Genomic DNA, 18,217 nt, shown 5'->3' with positions numbered 1-18,217 from the left:
TGAGAGAGCGGGAATGCCTGGTTCTGCCTGTAGCATACCGCATGATGGCAAGAACGACCAGTCCCGCTTCTGGGAAGGCTAGCGTCTCTGCTGATGCTTGCTATGACCGGTGTTGGCTTTGCCAACAGAGCCGGAGCAGCAGTAACCAGTGAGTGTGGATAGACTCACTCATCGGGGCGCTCTTGTTTCGAGAAGCGCCTTTTCGTTATGCTTTTAAGAGCGTAAACCCCTGTTCAAGAGATCCCTATCTAGCAACGAAAGGACCAGTGACAGGAGCCCAATGAGTGAACGTTTTCCCTGCTGGTATCCCCTGCAGATCAGATTTCGCGATCTTGACCCACTTGCCCACGTCAATAACGCTGTCTACTTTACGTATTTTGAGGAAGCGCGCAGCTATTATCTGAGCCTCCTGGAGCGCTGGCTCAAGGAGTGGCCGGGAGAGGAGACTATCCAGGAGCGGCAGAGTGCTGAGAATCCGCGCATCCAGACGGGGCCGCGCGCGACGCGCTATGGCCTGCTGGTCAAGGAAGTCAGCTGTACCTATGAACTGCCACTGATCCGCTCAGACCGTGCTGAGGTGGGTGTACGAGTCTCCCACGTTGGGCGCACCAGCTTTATTATGGAGCACCAGATTCGCGATGCCCACAACCACGAGCGCGTTTTCGCCACGGGCCGCTCCGTGATGGTCTGGTGCGATTATCGGACTGGGCGACCGCATCCACTGCCGCCGGCCCTGCGCCAGGCCTTCGAACAGATGGAAGGGCGCAGCTTTCCCTCGCCCGAGTAGGAAGCAAGGAAGGAAGCGCTAGCCCAGGCTACGCCCATAGCTGCTTTTGTCCTGGCTCCGCTCATCTACCAGCCTGGGGAAGAGCGGGGCCAGGCGCTAGTCGCAGCGATGGCCAGTGTGGTCAGGTATAGCCAATAACGGCAGAGAAGGGAAGCCGACCACAAAAGACACTAGCACGATCGGGCTGTTTTTCCTAGAAGAGTCGCCTCATCGTCTCTCGCTGAGCTATACTAATTTCAAGATTAAGCCTCATTCTTTGCGCAGCGTGAGGTTGCTCTATGCTCTCTTCAATAGTGATGGCGCTGGTGGTTGGCTGCCTGATCTTACTGCTGGTCGGTCTGGGACTGTGGGCGCTGCATCAGTATCGGCGCTCCAGGCGAGCAGAGGCGACTGGCGGTCGCTCGTTGGTCGTCGCCTGTGAAGAGCAGCAAGTCAGCGTCGTCCTGCCCGCGCAGGAGGGGGCGTTGGTCTCCCTCGAAAAGGCTCAGCCGCTGCCGGGCTTTGTCCTCCCTCCTTCGTGGTATCGCCGCTGGCGCATGCTGGTTTCCCTGGGTCTCCTGCTCATGTTGGGCCTGGCCCTGGCAAGTCAGGGAGGGATTGTGCGCGACACTTTCCGCAGTCTGACCGCTACATTCAGCTTCTTCTCTGCATCCTCAACAATGGACCTGCAGACTGCGCCCCATCCTCTACCCGACACAGCCAGTGCGCGCATCGTCCGCGTCGACTCGGCCTCGCGCAGCCAGTACTATACTGACTACCAGTGGCAGGTCTGGTCTTACTCCTCCTGCTCAGGGATTGCTCTGGAGGAGGTGATGAACGCCTATGGTCGCCATCTCATTGCCGCCGACGTGCTGCAGGTCGAGCTACAGCTCGGTGTCTGGGATGTGCAGCTGGGCTTGCTCAGGGAGGAGGGGATCGCTATGACGGCCAACTATTTCAACTTCAATGCGAGCCTGAGTCATACGCGCACCCTACAGGATATCATTTCCATTGCTAACAGTGGCACGCCTGTCATCGTCAGCATCCGCGACAGCTACTATTTCCCCGGCGGCCATATCTTTGTCGTCCGCGGTGGAGATAGCCAGTATGTCTATACAGTCGACTCCTCTCCGGCCAACTTCACGCGTATGACCTACAATATGTTCGCCGCCATGTGGCGAGCCAACAACGATTTCAGCGCCGTGGTGACACCGCGTTAGCCAGCCAGTTCTGCTCACTCAGCCTGGCACAGGCAAGTCTCTCTCTCTCTCTCTCTCTCAGCACAAAGCGAGAGAGAAGAGGCGAGGGGGCCAGGTCTCCATGCTGAGACCATAAGCATGCCTCGTTTCTTCTCTCTCGCTCTGCTGTGAGTCATTGATTGCCAGCTATCCCGATAGACGCCTGGTGGTCTGGTCCCAATCTGGTCCCTACCCCCCGCCGTACTGCTCTCCGCCAGTCCGCTTCCCTGGCAGGTCCTACTCATTGACGCCTGACCACCAGAGATAGCGGTGGCGGAGGGCAAGGACAGGCTAGTAGATCAGCACTGGTGTATACAGGCTCACAAAGTTATAGAGCCAGGCGGCGTTATCGGTCGACATATTGACACAGCCATGCGAGCCTTGGCCCGCGAAGGGGTCGCCGGTTGGGTCCTGGTGGGGGAAATTAGTACCCGGGCCAAAGTCGGCGCGCCACCAGGCGTCATGCAGGAAGTACCCATTGCTATGATACTGCATGGCGTAGTTGATCGGCGTATCGGGATACCAGTATGGTGAACCTTTGGGCTCGCTTGACTTGAAGACGGTCGGATGCTGTTTGCCTTCAATCCACCAGGTGCCTGGAGGCGTCGGCAGGTCGGGCTGGCCAGTAGTTACCAGGAAGGCTTTGACCAGCTTGCCGTGATCGTAAGCCCGCAGGGCCTGCTCGCTAAGCGAGACCACCACTACCCGCTCATCCATATAGCCATAGTGACGCATCAGCTCCAGATCGGTTTGGTGAGGTTGGTTATAGGGTGTCTTATCACTAAAGTTGGCCTTCATCGCCTCGAAATTTGTCAACCACATCTGTAGGTCCTCAACCACCTGCTGGTAGTCGGCCAACGTCTGAGCCTGACTCAGCTCTTCACCGAGCCACTCGCTACCGCCAATGCCTTGAGGACCGTATTCATAGCCCAGTGGGTAGGTCTGGTTATTGTAACTATCGTGATAGGTATGCTCTTTTCCCCAGGCGCTGACCTCCTGAGCCAGCTGCTGCTGGAGATGGGTGCTCTCAGCCTTCATCGCCGGAATCTGAATAGCGTTGATATGCTCCTTTAAGGTGGTCAACGCCCGGCTATAGGCGCTGGCTGTCTGGGCCTGTTGCAGAGCCTGCTGATCACTCTGGTACTGCTGCTGATAGGTTGTCACCTCTCCACCATTTTGCTGCATCAGATCAATCCATTGCTGAAAGGTCTCCAGAGCCATCTGCCCCTCATTTTGCAGCGTTGGAGAGATGGACGGTGTGGGCACAGTCCTGGGTCCGCTGGCCAGCACGCTGGGGCTGTTGGAACCGCAGGCGCTCAACAGCAGCAGGCCAACCAGAGCAAATGCGGTCAGCAGCAACCTTCCTGCCATGTGCCTCTGGGACTGAGGCCGAAAAGTGAGAACCTCTGTGGCTGCCCGTTTCATGGCCCTTCCTCGTTTTTTCTGCATGCTGTTTGCTCTTCTTTCATCCTTGAAAAGGGTGAGTTGTGACCAGGGATGCTGGCTAGACAGGATAGCCTGGAACACCTTGGCAGGGCTGTTCTCTCGCTACTCCCCTTCATCATACTACGCCTATTGAGAAAAACGCGGAACAAGGCTACTTCATTTCAGGAACCTGATTCTTATCCCCTTCTGGAGGAGAAAGCGGCCTGACCAGTCTGGGACCCGCAGGCATCCCCATGAGTGTAAGCCCCAAGGTGCGCCAGCGTGAAAATGGCCATGCCTAGTACTTTCTTCTTGAGAATAGTACTTTTGACTAGACCACCGGGGTAGAATAGTACCGTTGGGCGGGGGAAGAGCGTGGGCTAACCTCAGACCACTGATAGCCTGCGAGCCTTGCCTCCGCCGAAAGGGCTGGCCAGAGGACGGGACAGGCTTGAAAAGAAATATTAACGCTGTAGAGCCGGAAGGAGGAGGGGAGTCCTTCTCTGTGGGGGGACTGCCGCAAGCTGGATGGAGACAATACGTGTGCTGATTGTTGAAGAGCAGCCGTTGCTGCGCATAGGTATTCACGCTACCCTGGAACGCATGGGGGATTGTGAGATTGTCGGCGAGACGACCGATCCCGCCGAGATTTTGGCGATCGCGGGCGACGGTCAACTCGACGTCGCCTTGATCGATACCGGTCTGACCTGTGCTGATCCGCTGGAGATTGCTCGCCAGGTGCGACGGGTTGCACCGCATGTCGCGATGATTATGCTCACTCCCGCTGAGAACGAGGAGGATCTCTTCCAGTCGATCAAGGTCGGCGCCGCAGCTTACTATACACGTGATATCGGCCTGGAAGAGCTGCGGGATGCGGTGCGCAAGGTCAGTCGCGGCGAGTATCTGATGAACGATGATGTGCTCTCCAGGCCGCAGATTGCCTCGCGTGTCTTGGCCTCATTCCGGGCCCTCAACGAGGAAGAAGAAGAAGTCGACAACACGCAGAAGGAGCCGTCACCGCTGTCCAGCCGCGAGATCGAAATTCTTGACCATATTGCCCGTGGGCGTAGTAACAAGGAGATCGCCAAGGTGCTCAAGATCAGTGATCAGACCGTCAAGAATCATATTACTTCAATCCTGAAGAAACTGGCTGTTAATGATCGCACTGCGGCGGTTGTCTATGCGCTCAAGCATGGCTGGATCACTATTGAGAAAGAGCAGTGATGGCAGCCATCCTGAGCGCCCTGAACAAAGCCATCGTGGCACGTCGCCCTTGCCTTGCCGCCTTTGTCCTGATGTGGCACAAATGCCTTGTGCCTGAACCAGGTCTGCTATGGACTGGCGAGCGCTAGCGCTGGTAGTCGATAAGAAGCCTGCTCTAGCCGGCCCACTGGCCGATGAGAAACTGGAGCACCGAGAAGGTGAGCAATCCCCCAGAGATCATCAGGTAATGAAGGCGGAAGCTTTCACTCTTGCCGAGGCGTGCCAGCACTATGAAGGCCGGGAAGAGGGCCAGGGAGAAGCGCGGCATCGACATGGTGGGATAGCGCCCCACCGCAGGAACCAGCAGGAAGAAGATGAAGGCTCCAACAGTATAGAGCGTGTAAGTGGGTGCAAGAGGACCGCGCAGGCGCCAGGGCCCTACAAAAAGGAGCACCACCAGGGCCAGCACCGCAGTCAGCAGCGTCAGGTCGATGACGCGATGGATAGTAATAAAGTCAAGGTGGCTGGAGTCCTGAACGAGGGCGGCAATGGTCGCGCTAAAAGCGAACCAGGGAGGTTGGAGACTGCGCTGCCAGACCGATTCCGCGTGAGAAAAGGCCAGCGGATCGTGAAAACGCAGATAGCAATAGCCGGCGAATAAGGCGAGACCGCTGGGAATGCCAAGGATGCTGAGGACATCGAGACGGAACTCGCGCAGACGAAAATGATGCTGGCGCAGATATTCGTAGACAAAAGGGATGAGCAGCGGAATAGCGGTGGCACGCGTCAGGCTGGTCAGGCCGCCCCAGAGCGCGGCCTGCCACCAGCGTCCACGCCGTGTGCTATAGAAACAGAGAAGAGAAAGAAGCATAAAGAGTGATTCACTATAGGCGGCTGCCAGAAAGAAGGCCATAGGAAACATTGCATAATAGAGCACAGTGCGGCTGGCTAGTTCGTCGTCAAAGTCCTCGGTGACCAGGCGGTATAACAGTACCAGGACACCAAAGCCCGCCAGATTTGAGACGACCAGACCCGCCAGCACTGGATTATCTGCCAGATAGTTGACCAGGCGAATGAGGAGCGGATAGAGGGGAAAGAAGGCCGTACGCCACCAGTCGCTATAACCATGTAGAGCGATGGTGATGAAATGGCCAGTGTCCCAGTGCCTCCAGCTGTTGATCATGGCCCCTAGAACAGGGCCGCTGGTGCTGCTGGAGTCGCCAGGGAAAAGAAAAGCAATATAGCTCAGCAGCAAATAGAGCAGGTGGGTAGCGCTGTAGATCGGTAGGACCTGCTGAATGGCGACGAGCCAGGTAGAGAGGAGAGCCGTGGTCGCCTTCGCCGTCTGCTCCTTGTTGTGGCCTGCCTCAGCGCTGGTGAGCTGTTCCTGCTCGGACAGCCTGTTCTCGCCTCCTGTTGTGGCCAATTCCCTTAAAGCAAGGCTGCGGGACGGGGTTGAGGCTTCCTGCTTCTCCTCCTTATTCGCAAGGTGCAGGCCAGGCGCGAGATGCCCTTGCTCATCAGTAGCGGATTCAGGCGTTGGCAAGATCTGCTGCGCAGCCTCGTCTTGAGTCAGAGGCTGGCTCAGCTGATCCCGTCTTGGGCGATGAGAACGTAGTGAGCGAAGAAGCATGAGTACCCTCATTGATCAGAAAATCTTAGATACCAGGCGCTCTCAGTCCGCGGCTAACCTGATCGGGTTCCTCTGCCACCAAGGAACGGCTGCTGCGCTCCGCTCAGTGCCGGGAGCTGAGTCGCGCTCTTTCTCGTGGGCAAATGGTTCAGCTCTGATAGTGTGACGGTTGATTGCCTGCGGCAATAACGCGCAGCTTCCCTTTGGTCCTCTCCATTCCTCATAGTAATATTCTCTAATATTTGCATGGGAGATTGTTGTTCAATGGGGGGATATGCTATCATAGAAGAGCTGTCACGAAACAGCACTTCCTCTTTGAGTTGAGACGTAGATCAATCGATTCTCTCGATAAAGTGCTCTAATGATATTTCAGGAACGCTATGGGAAGGGAAGACGCTTGCAAACCTGGCAGGAACTGTTGAGTCAGCTTATTGAAGACATTCAGCTGGAGAGGCGGCTTGCGCAAGAGATGGGGGTACAGCCAATTACGCTCAGGCGCTGGGCGCGAGGTGTAGTGCAGCCGCGAGAGGATAATATCCGGCGCTTGCTGAAGGCGGTGCCGCGCGAAGTCTACCCCGAGTTGATGCGTCTGCTGGCCAACGACTTCCCGAAGCTGCTGGAGCAGTCTACGGAGGCCTCTGCCCCAGCAGTGCTGCCGGCGCCACCTGTCGAGGTTTACGTGCGAGCCCTCAGCATGTATACGACAACGCCCCCTTCTCTCTATCCAGATGCACTCTACGATCTCCTGTTGCAGCAAATGCTCAGGCAGCTTGATCCTGAGCAGCGAGGTCTGGCTGTGACGGTGGCGCGTTGTATGCCGCCGCCAGCGTCGGGGCGGAAGGTGCGTAGCCTGCGTGAGATTGTTGGACGTGGCAATCCTCCCTGGCCACGCGATCTCAGCCAACAGGCGATTTTCCTGGGAGCAGAGTCCCTAGCTGGAGCTGCTGTGACCCATTGCCGGCTGGTGACTATTCCGAGCCGTGATGAAGAGTACAGTCTCTTCGCCGCTCACTGGGTCGAGCATGAGCAGAGCGCCGTGGCCTGTCCCATTCTCTGGCAGACGCGTGTCGCTGGCTGCCTCATTGTCTCTAGCGCTTTCCCTCATGCTTTTACCCAGACCCAACAGTCCTTGATTGAGCGCTATGCCCAGCTGATGTCTCTCTGCTTTCGTCCCGAAGCCTTCTACAGCCATAGCGATGTCGAACTGCGTCTGATGCCTCTCTATACTGAGCAATTGCCATATCTTCAAAATTTCAGGAGATATGTCAGCCGCAAGGTGGAGGAAGCCAGCGCGGCAGGTCGCTCATTATCGCTCTACGAAGCGCAAGAGGCCGCCTGGCGTGAGATAGAGGAGCAGCTCCTGGAGCTGCCTCTGCGTCAGGCGGAAGAGGAGACGGAAAAACGCTAAGTGCTGAGGGGCCTGGATGCCAGGAGGAAACTCCCAAGCATGCGCTCTGGCCTCTCTCTGGCAAGACTCTGCTTGCGTCATTCCAGAGCGCATGCTCGGTAAGGGGATCTGAGCGAAGCTTCCAATGGAAGGTGTTGTTGCCCCGGCTTCAGCTTACCACCAGCGGCGATAGTCGTTCTCGCGTGAGTAGGGGTGGTAGGGATAGGAGGGATAGCTGATAGAAGCTGGTGGCTTGAGCCAGGGGCGCAGGATGAGCGTGATGATCAGGCCAGTCAGGAAGCCGCCAACGTGGGCCAGATAAGCGACGCCGCCCATGCCCTGTTGCACCTGGGCCAGTGAGGCCACACCATCGAAAAGCTGCAGCACAAACCAGAGGCCAATGAGTACAATCGCTGGCAGTGTCACGATGGTGAAGAAAAAGAAGATGAAGATGACCGTGCGCACACCTGCCAGGGGGAAAAGAACCAGATAGGCTGCCAGCACGCCAGCGATGGCGCCGCTGGCCCCAATGCTGGGGACCGTTGAGTCGGGAAAAGCCACAGCCTGGACGAGGCCGGCGACGATGCCGCAGAGCAGGTAGAAGCAGAGATAAGGAAAGTGCCCAAGACGGTCTTCCACGTTATCGCCGAAAACATAGAGGAAGAGCATATTGCCGCCGATGTGCAACCAGCCGGCGTGCAGAAATTGAGATGTAATCAGGGTGAAGTAGACTGGCTGGGGAGTCTGGAAAGCAAGGTGAGCTTGCACAAGGGCGGTCTGAGGAATGCCGTGTAATAAGGCGACGGGTACCACTCCATAGGCGAAAATCAGCTCATCTACGCGATTCCCGAGGGAAAGTTCATAGAGAAAAATCAGTATATTGACCAGGATCAGACCCCATGTCATCCAGGGCATATGTCGGCGTGGCCCTGGGAAGTCCTGGAAGGGTATCACCTGCGGCCTCCTCCTTCAACCTGTAGGTTACTATGCTCCAATACGATTCACGGGCCATCAGTGCTTCAGGTGACGTGCGTCGACCGGTCTAGGCCAGACCGGCCTTGTGTGCAGGTGAGTGTGCGCCGCTGCCCAATTGATCGACTCGACAGGCAACCTCTGACCAAGGCCCTCTCTGAGCGGGACCCGGCTTGTTCGGCTCTGCCTTGGCTTCTGCTGCTCTGGACCCGACTACGCAGGGTTTCGGTCAGCCGCTGAGCCAGCGCCCGACCAACGGTGCAGCACCTCTAGCGTGTCCTCTACCAGTTGCTCCAGTGGTTCGAGCGGCACATATTCTGTGGGAGAATGCTCGTTCACCACACCGGTGGAGATGGTAAAGACACGTAAGCGCGGGCGCAGAGCGCTCGTATCGCTGCCGATGAAGGTGGGACGCAGCTGGATCTGCTTGCCCCGATCAGCAAGCACCTGACGATAGAGGGCCAGTAGCGGCTCCTGTTCATCAACAACGTAGGCGCCGCAATGAGAGACAAAGTGTATCTCTGCTCGCCCGCCGGCCTGATGGGCGCTCTCTTCAAAAGCCTTGCGCAGGCGTTCACGGTAGCGCTCTATCTGCTCGCTTCCCTCGAAGCTGCGCAGCTCTCCCTGGAGTAGTACACGAGCAGGAACGGCGTTGCGCGCACTGCCACCCTCGATGCGTCCGATCAGAATCCGCGTCTGGTCATTAGCGAGCGAGCCGTGGGGATAGGCCGCCTGGCGGAAAATCTCCACGGCGTTCACGGTCTGACTCAGATCTTTGCCAGGATGACCGGTGCGTCCAGTGATCTCGACATCGAAGGCTTCATAGTGAGCGCCGCGCGAGACGACTACGCCGGCCTCAAAGGCATTGTCAAAGACAATACCCTCGCTTACCTGCCAGGGGATCGGGTCAAAGGCGCGGGCTCCTTGCAGGCCGCTTTCCTCCTGGACAGTGAAGAGAGCGACGATCGGCGGGTGGGGAAGCGAGCGCTCCTGGAGACGCCTGAGTGTTTCCAGAATAATGGCCAGGCCAGCGGCGTCGTCGGCTCCAAGGTTAGAGCTGCCATCGCTGTAGAGCACGCCATCACGCAAGACCGGATGCTGCCCTCGCCCCGGTGGGACCCGGTCCATATGGGCATTCAGGAGCACAGGACGGCCCTGGCCGGGGAGCAGAGCGATCAGATTCCCAGCGGGGTCAACACTGGTTGTTAACCCCTGGGCCTGCAAGGTGGCCTCAAGGTACTGGCGAACGTGCTCCTCATGGCCTGAGGTGGAGGGCAAGCCTACCAGCTCTATCAGAGTGGCGTAGAGACGATCTGCGCTCATCGCAACGGTACTCTTTTCTTTTTCTTCTCCCTTAATCCTGGCTCCCAGGGCTTCTTATCTCATTATAACGGGATTCTAGGGGCGAAGAAAAGGAGGCTGGGCAGCTGCTCCGGTTACCAGCGTACGGCCAGGCAAAGCCATTCGTCCCATCCCTGAGAAGCGCTCCAGGAGGTCTATTTGCTATCTTCTATTGGTTCAGTTATAATGCCCGATGATAGAAAAGCAGTCGCTCCATCTCATTTTGCATGAAGCGGGTAGGCGGAAAAGCAAGTGAGAAAGGGGTCTTTGCTGAGGAAGGAAGAGGGCAAAGATGCCATCCTGACTGTGGCTGTCTACCTGCGGTGGAACGCTGCTCACCATGTTGCGCGCTCGTTCATGCCGTACTAGCTCTGGCTAGAAGGGGATCTGTGCATGACTCCTGGTGCTGCTGACCTCATAGGGAGGCCAACCGAGCTATTTTACTGGGTACGTGGAGAAATGGTGGTTGTAGTGCAACTGCCCAGAAGGCCGGCTGAAGATGCCTTGGAATTGCTGGCTGAGCAGGTACGGAGCCAGCTCAACGCTCTTCTGGCACCACATCATCTGATGCTGGAACCATATGGGAGCGGAAGCCACTGGCAGGAAGAGGCGAAGCCACCCCGACCTCCGATTCGCCAGCGGGCCTTCCTCTTTGGCTATCATCGCCAGCAACCGCTTGTGGCGATTTTCTATCAGGTGCGCCATTTAGAGCAGGCGCTCATTGATCCCATGCCTCTCGCGCTTGCCTATCTGCAGGTGCATCTTGATGAGCTAGCTGAGCGAGGTCTCCGCCTCGTCTCTATGATGCCCAACTGGCTGGTCACTGCCGCCCCTTTTTACTATAGCATCGGCGGGCCGGCTCTGCCGCCGCGTCCTGCTCCGCGGCTAGAGTTGCCAGCCATCGGAGCCAATGAGCCACCGCTCGGCTGGCATATTTCCTTTCTTGATCAGGGACTCCTGCTTGATCCCGAGGGGGCGAGCAATGTCCTGGTAGCGGTGCTGGACACAGCAGTCGAGGCCGAGCGCCTCCTACGAGCGGCGGACCGCCCTGAGTTTCGGCGGAACTGGCTGCTCCAGCGGCTGGCAGCCGATTTGCGCAATGGCCGCGGCCTCTTCCAAATCGAATATGATCGTTATCCGCTCTGGGAGGCGATACGCACTGGACGTGATCGTTACGGCGAGGCTCTGTATTATCCTATGCCTGACCACGGCCTCTTTGTAGCTGGCCTGATTCGAGATATTGCTCCCCAGGCGCGCATTCGATTGATTCGCATTCTCAATGACTATGGGGGGGGCGATCTCTATGGGCTATTCGCAGCCCTGACGGGACTGGAGAGAGAGCTGTTCACCGGGACTATTCGGCGCCTGGTCGTCAATTTGAGCCTGACCACCTTACCCGATGCGCGTCGTCTCCCCTATGTCTGGTTCGATGATCGTCGTTGGCCAAGTCGGGGGTTGGCCAGTGCTATAAGTGCCCTGACGCTGCTGGAGGATGGGTTGCGCCTCCTCTTTGAAAGTCTCTATGCCCAAGGGGCCTTGCTAGTCGCCGCTGCGGGAAACGATTCATGGCCGGAAACTCGCCAGGGGAAGCGGCGAAGACCGCCGCGAGCGCCGGCGCGCTATGCAACGGTGGTCAGTGTGACCTCGGTCAACAGTCGCTTCGAGCCGTCTCAGTTTGCCAATGTCGCTGCTATGCCGCCGGTGAATGGTGGCGTGGCTACGTTCGGGGGCGATGTTGAGGGCGTGAGAGATAGTAACGATCTGCCCGATGCTGTCAGAGGAGTCTATATCTCTCCCACCTTCCCCAACGGCGAGCCGAACACCACCGGCTGGGCAGATTGGTCAGGCTCCTCGTTTGCTGCGCCTATCGTCAGCGGCCTCGCTGCCCATTTACTCGCTCAGGGCTGGTCTGCAGCCAATACAATGTTGCGGATGACTTCCAGTGGTGAGTGGCATGGGGGCCTGCTCTATGGCTCCCCCCCTGAAGTGCCTGCATTGCTGGCCAATCTGATCCGCGCCCAACAACGCTTTGGTCTCTAGTTCCTGCTGGCTTGCTCTCGCTGGCCGGCGGCTACGAGCGCTCGCTGAGCGAGGATTGATCTCCTCCTCTGGCTGAGAGCGTGGGCCCTTGCCCTTTCCCTTGACGCTGTATACCTCGTGGGATATAATAAAACGCAACTGGGTGCTTGAAGTGTCTTCATAGAAGGCCTAACACGTATCTGCTGGGTACGTGGGGCCTGTCTTGGTGGGCTTGAGGAGAGCAAGCAGGTTCTACTTTTGGGAGAGAGATACTTATGATCGAGCAGACGCAGCAAAAGAGCGAAAGCAGCGTGGTGACGCTGACCCCTCTGGCGATGGAGAAGATCCGCGAGCTTCTGCAGCAGGAGAACGATCCTAATCTGGGCTTGCGTATCTTCGTAGCCAGTGGTGGCTGCTCCGGCCTCCAGTATGGCATGACACTGGATGAGGAGCAGGAAGGCGATACAGTCATTGCTCAGGGCGATTTCAAGGTGCTCATTGATGAGATGAGCCTGGATTATGTCAACGGCAGCGAGATCGACTACGTTGATAGTCTGATGGGCGCCGGCTTTACGGTGAACAATCCCAATGCCGTGACAACCTGCAGCTGTGGCCACTCCTTTAGAACGGCCAGCGGCGGCGGCGAGCCGCGCGGCTGCGCTTGCGGTCGCTAACCTCGCTCGCCCCTAGCGCTACCTCGTTTCACGACGCTAGTGTAGCGCTTTCTTTTTCTTTGTCGCTTGACAGGACCGATGCAACTGTGAGCGAAGGGGTCTCACCCAACGTATGTTGTAGTGAGACCCCTTCGTGCTTGTTTGTCGACAAGCAGCGGACGAGCAGACTTGAACCTGGCTCTCCTTGCATTAGTCGTTCGATCACTTTGTATGGCATCTGCTGCAAAAGAGGAGTGTGCATGAGCAGACGTTTCGCCTATCGTCCACGCTACTTCTCTCTCTCTCGCCGCCAGATTCGTACTCTCTCCAGAAATCAGCGTGCTTTCTTCCCTCACCAGTGGCCTGCTCGACAACAGCCCTTGCGTCCTTCTCTCAGGGGCGGCTTTTTCCCCCAGCCCCATTTACCTTTCTCGCCCTTTGTACATTCGCTGACTTTGCCCCAGCTTTCCCCTCTCTTCGGGGAACGAGTGTGGCCTGCTCCGCTCCTGCTTCTGCCCAGTAAAAAAGGTTGAGGCTTGCGCATGGGCCACCTCTGCGCAGACCCCAACCGTGATCCCAGATCTTTTCTCCCAGACACTGACTGCGGGGTTTGCTAACTGGGTCGCCGGCTGGCGCCCCAGTCCGGCCCACCCCGGGCAGATCTCTGGGTTCTGTCTACGCCACCTCTAGTATGGCCTGACACCTCCATTATAGTAATTCCGTGAAAGCTCTGCAAGAAGATAGGACTCATGGAGTGCCTTACTTCTCTCGTGAGCAGCGGCTACTCTGATGGATGCCTCTTGTCTAGGAACCGTTGGCGATTCTAATCACCTCCTATCTTGCTATCTCCTTTTGCTTTTCCATCTATTTAGTGAATATCATTCTCTTCTATCGCCTCCAGGCGACGCTTGAGGGCCTCGGCGAAGACCGTGAGGTAGGTGGTGCGACTGGTAATGTGTGTGCCAGGCAGCTCCTGGCTGTCGATGTGCCCGCGACCTTCCTGTTGATGGTGCCGGGCGAAGTCGAGCCAGGGTTTACGACGCCATCGTTTCTCTTCGGCAGCCCAGAAAAAGGTGATATCACCACGGTAAGGACCTGAACGGTAGCGTGTTAAGATCCAGCTGCATGTGCTTGTCCAGCGCTGATGGTCCTCGTTGGGGGGGGCTGGTTCATTCTCTCCTGAACCTTTCCGCCAGCGGGCAAAGCGATAGCGCCAGAGGCTGTAGCGGTACCGCCATCGTCGGTAGCATTCCAGTTGTTGAAGCTCATTCCAGTGCAGGAGAGCGCCCAGGACTCTGATGAAGGAGCACGCCAGGCGGGCCTGGCTCCATCCTTGCTCGGGAGCGGTGGGGTCGATCAGCACAAGCAGCTCGACCTTTTCTCCCACCGCTTGCAGTTGGCGGGCCATCTCATAGGCTACCAGACCTCCGTTACACCAGCCAGCCAGGCGATATGGTCCGTGGGGCTGAATCTGGCGGATCGCCTCGATGTGAGCGGCGGCCATCTCTTCAAAGCTTGGAGGTAGGGCCTGCTGTGGGAAGCGATAAGGTTCAACAGCGTAGAAAGGCTGGTCTTCTCCCAGTTGTTTCGCCAGTTTGATACAGTAGAAGGCGCCACCGGTCCAGTCCCCGTGGAGATAGAAAAGCGGTCGCTTCTTTCCCTGACGTTGCACGGCGATGACGGGGGCCCCTGAATGTTTCTGGGGTTCTCCTTCCTCGATGGCTCTCGCTAGCCTCTCTATGGTTGGCTCCTGGAAGAACAGGGAGAGCGGTAGCTGCTTGCCAAACTGCTGCTCTATGCGTGCGAAGAGGCGAGCGGCAAGCAGGGAGTGGCCCCCGATCTCGAAGAAATTGTCGCAAACGCCGATCGGCTGCACGTTGAGCAGCTCTTCCCAGAGCTGGGCGAGTTGCTGCTCTAGCAGAGTGCGCGGAGCAACCTTAGCCCCTTGAACGCTCTCGTTCTCGGGAGCTGGTAGCGAGGCGAGGGCTCGGCGGTCGACCTTGCCGGAGGTGGTGTGGGGGAGGGTATCCAGGATGACGAAGGAGGCAGGGACCATATAGGCGGGCAGCAGCTCTGAGGCGAAGGAGCGCAGGGCGCTCGGGGTGGGCTGGGTACCTGGGCGGGGGGAGACGAAGGCGAGGAGACGCGCCGAGGAGGGGTCATCGGGGGAGGGCTGGTGCAGGAGGACGGCGGCCTCCTGGACGGCGGGGTGGGAGCAGAGGAGGGCCTCGATTTCGCCGAGTTCGATGCGGAAGCCACGGAGTTTGACCTGCTGGTCGAGGCGGCCCAGGAAGAGGAGAGAGCCGTTGGGGAGCCAGCGGACGAGGTCGCCGGTGCGGTAGAGGCGGGAGGAGGGGTCAGAGGAGAAGGGATGAGGGAGGAAGCGCTGGGCGGAGAGGGAGGGCTGGCGGAAGTAGCCGGGGGAGAGGGAGGGGCCGCCGATGAAGAGTTCGCCGGGGACGCCGATGGGGACGGGTTGGAGGGAGGGATCGAGGACATAGAGGGAGCAGTGAGGGAGGGGGTGGCCGATGGGTGCGGTAGGGAAGGGGTCGGAGGGGGAGCAGAGGTGGACGGAGGCCCAGACGGTGGCTTCGGAGGGGCCGTATTCATTGAAGAGGGGGGTCTGGGGCAGGAGGGTGTAGTGCAGCTGTACGAGGGAGCGCGGGCAGGCTTCACCCCCAATTGTTACACAGCGCAGGGAAGCAAGCTGAGAAGGAGCGGCGTACTCCAGTATCTGACTGTAGAGAGAAGGCACAAGGAGCAGGTGCGAGACCTGGGCCTGTTCTAAGAGAGCAGGTAGCTTGCTGAGATTTCTCTTGTGCTCTTCAGCCAGCAGTACTACTTTGCCTCCCTCGCATAATGTCCAGAGGACGCCTGTCAAGGCGCTGTCGAAGGTCAGCGAGAGCAGAGGGACATGGACCTTGGGAGGAAGGGCCTTATAATACTCCAGGCGTGAGGTGAGCGAGACCATGAGATTAGTGTGGGAGATGGAGACAGCCTTTGGAGTACCGGTAGAGCCGGAAGTGAAGATGAGGTAGGCGAGCTGATCGGGGGAGCTGGACCAGGGGAGATTATCGCTGGAGAGAGAGGCGAGCTGTGCCTGTGTCTCGGCTGTATCCAGGCAGAGCACCAGGCAAGAGCTGGCCAGGGATGGCAGGGAAGCAGCCAGAGACTGGCTTGTGAGCAGCAGGGAAGGTTGTAACTCGGTTAACAGAGCCTGTAGGCGCGCTGGGGGAGCGGTGGGGTCCAGAGGCACGAAGCAGCCACCAGCCTTGAGAACGGCCAGCATTCCCACGAAGAAGCTGGATGAGGCAGGCAAGACCAGAGGGACGGGAGTGTTGGCAGTAAGGCCGAGGGAGAGCAGGAGGCGGGCGAGCTGGTTAGCCTGGGAGTTGAGGGAGTGGTAGGAGAGGGAGGAGCCAGAGGGCAGGTCCAGGAGGGCGCAGGAGGAGGGAGAGCGCTGGGCCTGGGCTTCGAAGAGGAGGTGGATAGCAGGAGCGGGAGAAGGAGGGAGGGTCTGGGAGGAGGAGCTGAAGGAGACGAGGAGCTGGTGGCGTTCCTCGGGAGAGAGGAGGGGGAGAGAGGCGAGGGGGCAGGAAGGATCGGAGACGAGGGAGGAGAGCAGGGTCTGCCAGTGGCGGGCGAGCCGGGCAACGGTCTGCTCCTCAAACAGGTCTCGACTGTACTCGAAGCAACCGATCAGATCCCCATCGGGACGCTCCTCCAGGCTCAGCGTCAAATCAAACCTGCTTGTTCCGTTATCGATAGCCAGCTCCTGAATCTGCCAGGAACTGTGGCCCAGTCTTCGATAGGAGTTCATGGCGATTGCTACCTGGAAAAGAGAATTAGCGGTAGCAGGTCTTTGTGGGAGAAGGCGACTTATCAACAGAGGCAGCGGTAGATCATCGTGGGCCAGGGTTTGGGCCAGCGCTTCGCGAGTCCGCTGAATCAGCTCGCGCCCGCTCAGCTGATCAGGGTTGGTGATGCAGCTGCGCAGCGGGACAGCGTTCAGGAAATAGCCGGGGATCTCCTCGAACTCTGGTCTCTTGGTGCGGTTCGTGCTGAACGTTCCAATCAGGAAGTCTTCTTGCTGGCTATAGCGATAGAGGAGGACTTGAAAGGCTGCCAGCAGCACTGTATAGAGGCTGACTCCCTCTTGGCGAGCCAGCCGGCTTAAATCCGTGGCCAGGTTGGGAGACATTGAGAAATAGTAGCTACCCCCGCGATGGTAGAGTGTGGCTGTACGCGGGTAGTCAGTGGGCAGCGCGAGCGTAGTAGGTGCATCCTGCAGGTACTGCTGCCAGAAAGCAAAGAGCTGCTCCAGGCGTGCAGGGGTCAGGCGAGCCTGCTCCCAGAGGACATAGTCGGCGTACTGACAGCGGGGTTCAGGCAGGTCAGGCTGCTGGCCCTGGCTATGCGCCTGGTAGAGCTGCTCAAGCTCAGTCGGCAAGATGGTATAGAGCGTCTGGGCGTCGGCGATGATGTGGTGGGTAACTAGGCAGAGCCAGTGCAGCTGTGGGGAAAAACGGAGCAGGCAGACACGCAGCAAGGGAGCCTGGGAGAGATCGAACGGGAGGCGAGCCTGCTGCTCGACGAGGGAGCGAGCGGCGGCGAACTGCTCGGGTGCAGGCAGAGAAGAGAGATCTGTGACAGGGAGAGAGAGAGAAGGGCAGGGTTGCACTAGCTGCACGGGAGTATCGTTCAAGGAAGAGAACGCTGAGCGCCAGAGGTGATGGCGGTGTAGGAATGTCTCAAGACTCTGTTGAAGGGCCTTCTCATTCAGGTCTCCCGCAATGCGGATGACCAGGGGAATTGTGTACATGGGAGTCTCTTTGAATAGCTGGGTGAGGAACCAGAGCTGCTGCTGACCATAAGAGAGAGGGGCAGGCTGCTCCGGTTCATGGTGTGGTAATGTTGGCATCGTATCAGTGTTTGTCCTTATCTCTAGTGAAGGTTTCTCGGTTGCTGTTTTCGAGTGCTGTTGTTTGTCTTCGATAATCATGGCCAGCTCTTCGATGGTTGGGTGTGTGAACAACGTGCTCAAATTGATTCGCACCCCGTAGAGTTGTTCGATGCGTGCGAAGAGGCGAGCGGCCAGCAGTGAATGGCCCCCCAAAGAGAAGAAGTTATCCTGTGTGCTGACCGAACGAATGTGGAGCAGCTCCTCCCAGAGTTGGGCCAGGGCTGCCTCTGTCGGGTTGCCGGGTGATTGCCGCCCTGCGCTCTCTGTCTTGCTCACCTCTGGCAGAGGCAGGGAGCGCAGGGCTCGGCGGTCGACCTTGCCGGAGGTGGTGTGGGGGAGGGTATCCAGGATGACGAAGGAGGCAGGGACCATATAGGCGGGCAGCAGCTCTGAGGCGAAGGAGCGCAGGGCGCTCGGGGTGAGCTGGGTGCCTGGGCGGGGGGAGACGAAGGCGAGGAGGCGCGCCGAGGAGGGGTCGTCGGGGGAGGGCTGGTGCAGGAGGACGGCGGCCTCCTGGACGGCGGGGTGGGAGCAGAGGAGGGCCTCGATTTCGCCGAGTTCGATGCGGAAGCCACGGAGTTTGACCTGCTGGTCGAGGCGGCCCAGGAAGAGGAGGG

General features: G+C 58.4%; 11 protein-coding genes. 6 read left to right on the top strand and 5 right to left on the bottom strand.

Annotated elements, in window-relative coordinates:
• The first annotated feature begins 280 nt into the window (after window positions 1–280).
• Together A4R35_RS05770 and A4R35_RS05765 are read left to right on the top strand one after the other, a co-directional pair.
• Window positions 281–787: an acyl-CoA thioesterase gene (locus tag A4R35_RS05770; RefSeq protein WP_112427407.1), complete on the top strand. Its 507-nt coding sequence runs from the start codon at window positions 281–283 to the stop codon at window positions 785–787.
• Window positions 788–1,065: 278 nt separating this feature from the next.
• On the top strand, window positions 1,066–1,986 hold the full coding sequence (locus A4R35_RS05765; RefSeq protein ID WP_223258218.1) for a cysteine peptidase family C39 domain-containing protein: 921 nt from the start codon (window positions 1,066–1,068) through the stop codon (window positions 1,984–1,986).
• A 309-nt stretch (window positions 1,987–2,295) separates the two neighbouring features.
• On the opposite strand, the gene A4R35_RS05760 is transcribed toward A4R35_RS05765, so the two are convergent.
• Window positions 2,296–3,375: a L,D-transpeptidase gene (locus A4R35_RS05760; RefSeq protein WP_189361370.1), complete on the bottom strand. Its 1,080-nt coding sequence runs from the start codon at window positions 3,373–3,375 to the stop codon at window positions 2,296–2,298.
• A 597-nt stretch (window positions 3,376–3,972) separates the two neighbouring features.
• On the opposite strand from A4R35_RS05760, the gene A4R35_RS05755 reads away from it, so the two are divergent.
• Complete coding sequence (locus tag A4R35_RS05755; RefSeq protein WP_223258217.1) at window positions 3,973–4,653, top strand: LuxR C-terminal-related transcriptional regulator; 681 nt, start codon at window positions 3,973–3,975, stop codon at window positions 4,651–4,653.
• A gap of 154 nt (window positions 4,654–4,807) precedes the next feature.
• Here the strand turns inward: A4R35_RS05755 and A4R35_RS05750 are convergent, their stop codons facing one another.
• Window positions 4,808–6,058, bottom strand: a complete 1,251-nt coding sequence (locus A4R35_RS05750) for a mannosyltransferase family protein (protein WP_189361369.1) — start codon at window positions 6,056–6,058, stop codon at window positions 4,808–4,810.
• Between the two features lie 568 nt (window positions 6,059–6,626).
• Between A4R35_RS05750 and A4R35_RS05745 the strand changes: the two genes are divergently transcribed.
• The gene (locus A4R35_RS05745; protein ID WP_112427399.1) at window positions 6,627–7,673 is read left to right on the top strand and encodes a GAF domain-containing protein; all 1,047 of its coding nucleotides are present in this window, start codon (window positions 6,627–6,629) and stop codon (window positions 7,671–7,673) included.
• A 153-nt stretch (window positions 7,674–7,826) separates the two neighbouring features.
• Here the strand turns inward: A4R35_RS05745 and A4R35_RS05740 are convergent, their stop codons facing one another.
• Together A4R35_RS05740 and A4R35_RS05735 are read right to left on the bottom strand one after the other, a co-directional pair.
• Entirely contained in the window at window positions 7,827–8,606 is a 780-nt protein-coding gene (locus A4R35_RS05740; protein ID WP_223258216.1) for a rhomboid family intramembrane serine protease, read from the bottom strand.
• Window positions 8,607–8,837: 231 nt separating this feature from the next.
• Window positions 8,838–9,947: a M20/M25/M40 family metallo-hydrolase gene (locus A4R35_RS05735; protein WP_112427397.1), complete on the bottom strand. Its 1,110-nt coding sequence runs from the start codon at window positions 9,945–9,947 to the stop codon at window positions 8,838–8,840.
• A 411-nt stretch (window positions 9,948–10,358) separates the two neighbouring features.
• Here A4R35_RS05735 and A4R35_RS05730 point away from each other — a divergent pair, with 411 nt between their 5' ends.
• Together A4R35_RS05730 and erpA are read left to right on the top strand one after the other, a co-directional pair.
• A complete protein-coding gene (locus tag A4R35_RS05730; protein WP_112427395.1) occupies window positions 10,359–12,005 on the top strand; it encodes a S8/S53 family peptidase in 1,647 nt (548 codons plus the stop codon).
• A gap of 254 nt (window positions 12,006–12,259) precedes the next feature.
• Window positions 12,260–12,658, top strand: coding sequence for an iron-sulfur cluster insertion protein ErpA (gene erpA, locus A4R35_RS05725; protein WP_112427393.1), 399 nt, complete (start codon window positions 12,260–12,262; stop codon window positions 12,656–12,658).
• Window positions 12,659–13,505: 847 nt separating this feature from the next.
• On the opposite strand, the gene A4R35_RS05715 is transcribed toward erpA, so the two are convergent.
• The coding region (locus A4R35_RS05715) for a non-ribosomal peptide synthetase (protein WP_189361367.1) at window positions 13,506–18,217 on the bottom strand (4,712 nt) is incomplete at its 5' end.

This window comes from Thermogemmatispora tikiterensis, from assembly GCF_003268475.1.
Taxonomy (GTDB): Bacteria; Chloroflexota; Ktedonobacteria; order Ktedonobacterales; family Ktedonobacteraceae; genus Thermogemmatispora; species Thermogemmatispora tikiterensis.
This window is presented reverse-complemented; position numbering and strand designations above follow the sequence as displayed.

Bases quoted from the DNA above. Each gene is read 5' to 3' on its own strand.
- A4R35_RS05770 (WP_112427407.1), top strand. From the start codon at position 281: ATGAGTGAACGTTTTCCCTGCTGGTATCCCCTGCAGATCAGATTTCGC.
- A4R35_RS05765 (WP_223258218.1), top strand. From the start codon at position 1,066: ATGCTCTCTTCAATAGTGATGGCGCTGGTGGTTGGCTGCCTGATCTTA.
- A4R35_RS05760 (WP_189361370.1), bottom strand. From the start codon at position 3,375: ATGGCAGGAAGGTTGCTGCTGACCGCATTTGCTCTGGTTGGCCTGCTG.
- A4R35_RS05745 (WP_112427399.1), top strand. From the start codon at position 6,627: ATGATATTTCAGGAACGCTATGGGAAGGGAAGACGCTTGCAAACCTGG.
- A4R35_RS05735 (WP_112427397.1), bottom strand. From the start codon at position 9,947: ATGAGCGCAGATCGTCTCTACGCCACTCTGATAGAGCTGGTAGGCTTG.
- A4R35_RS05730 (WP_112427395.1), top strand. From the start codon at position 10,359: ATGACTCCTGGTGCTGCTGACCTCATAGGGAGGCCAACCGAGCTATTT.
- erpA (WP_112427393.1), top strand. From the start codon at position 12,260: ATGATCGAGCAGACGCAGCAAAAGAGCGAAAGCAGCGTGGTGACGCTG.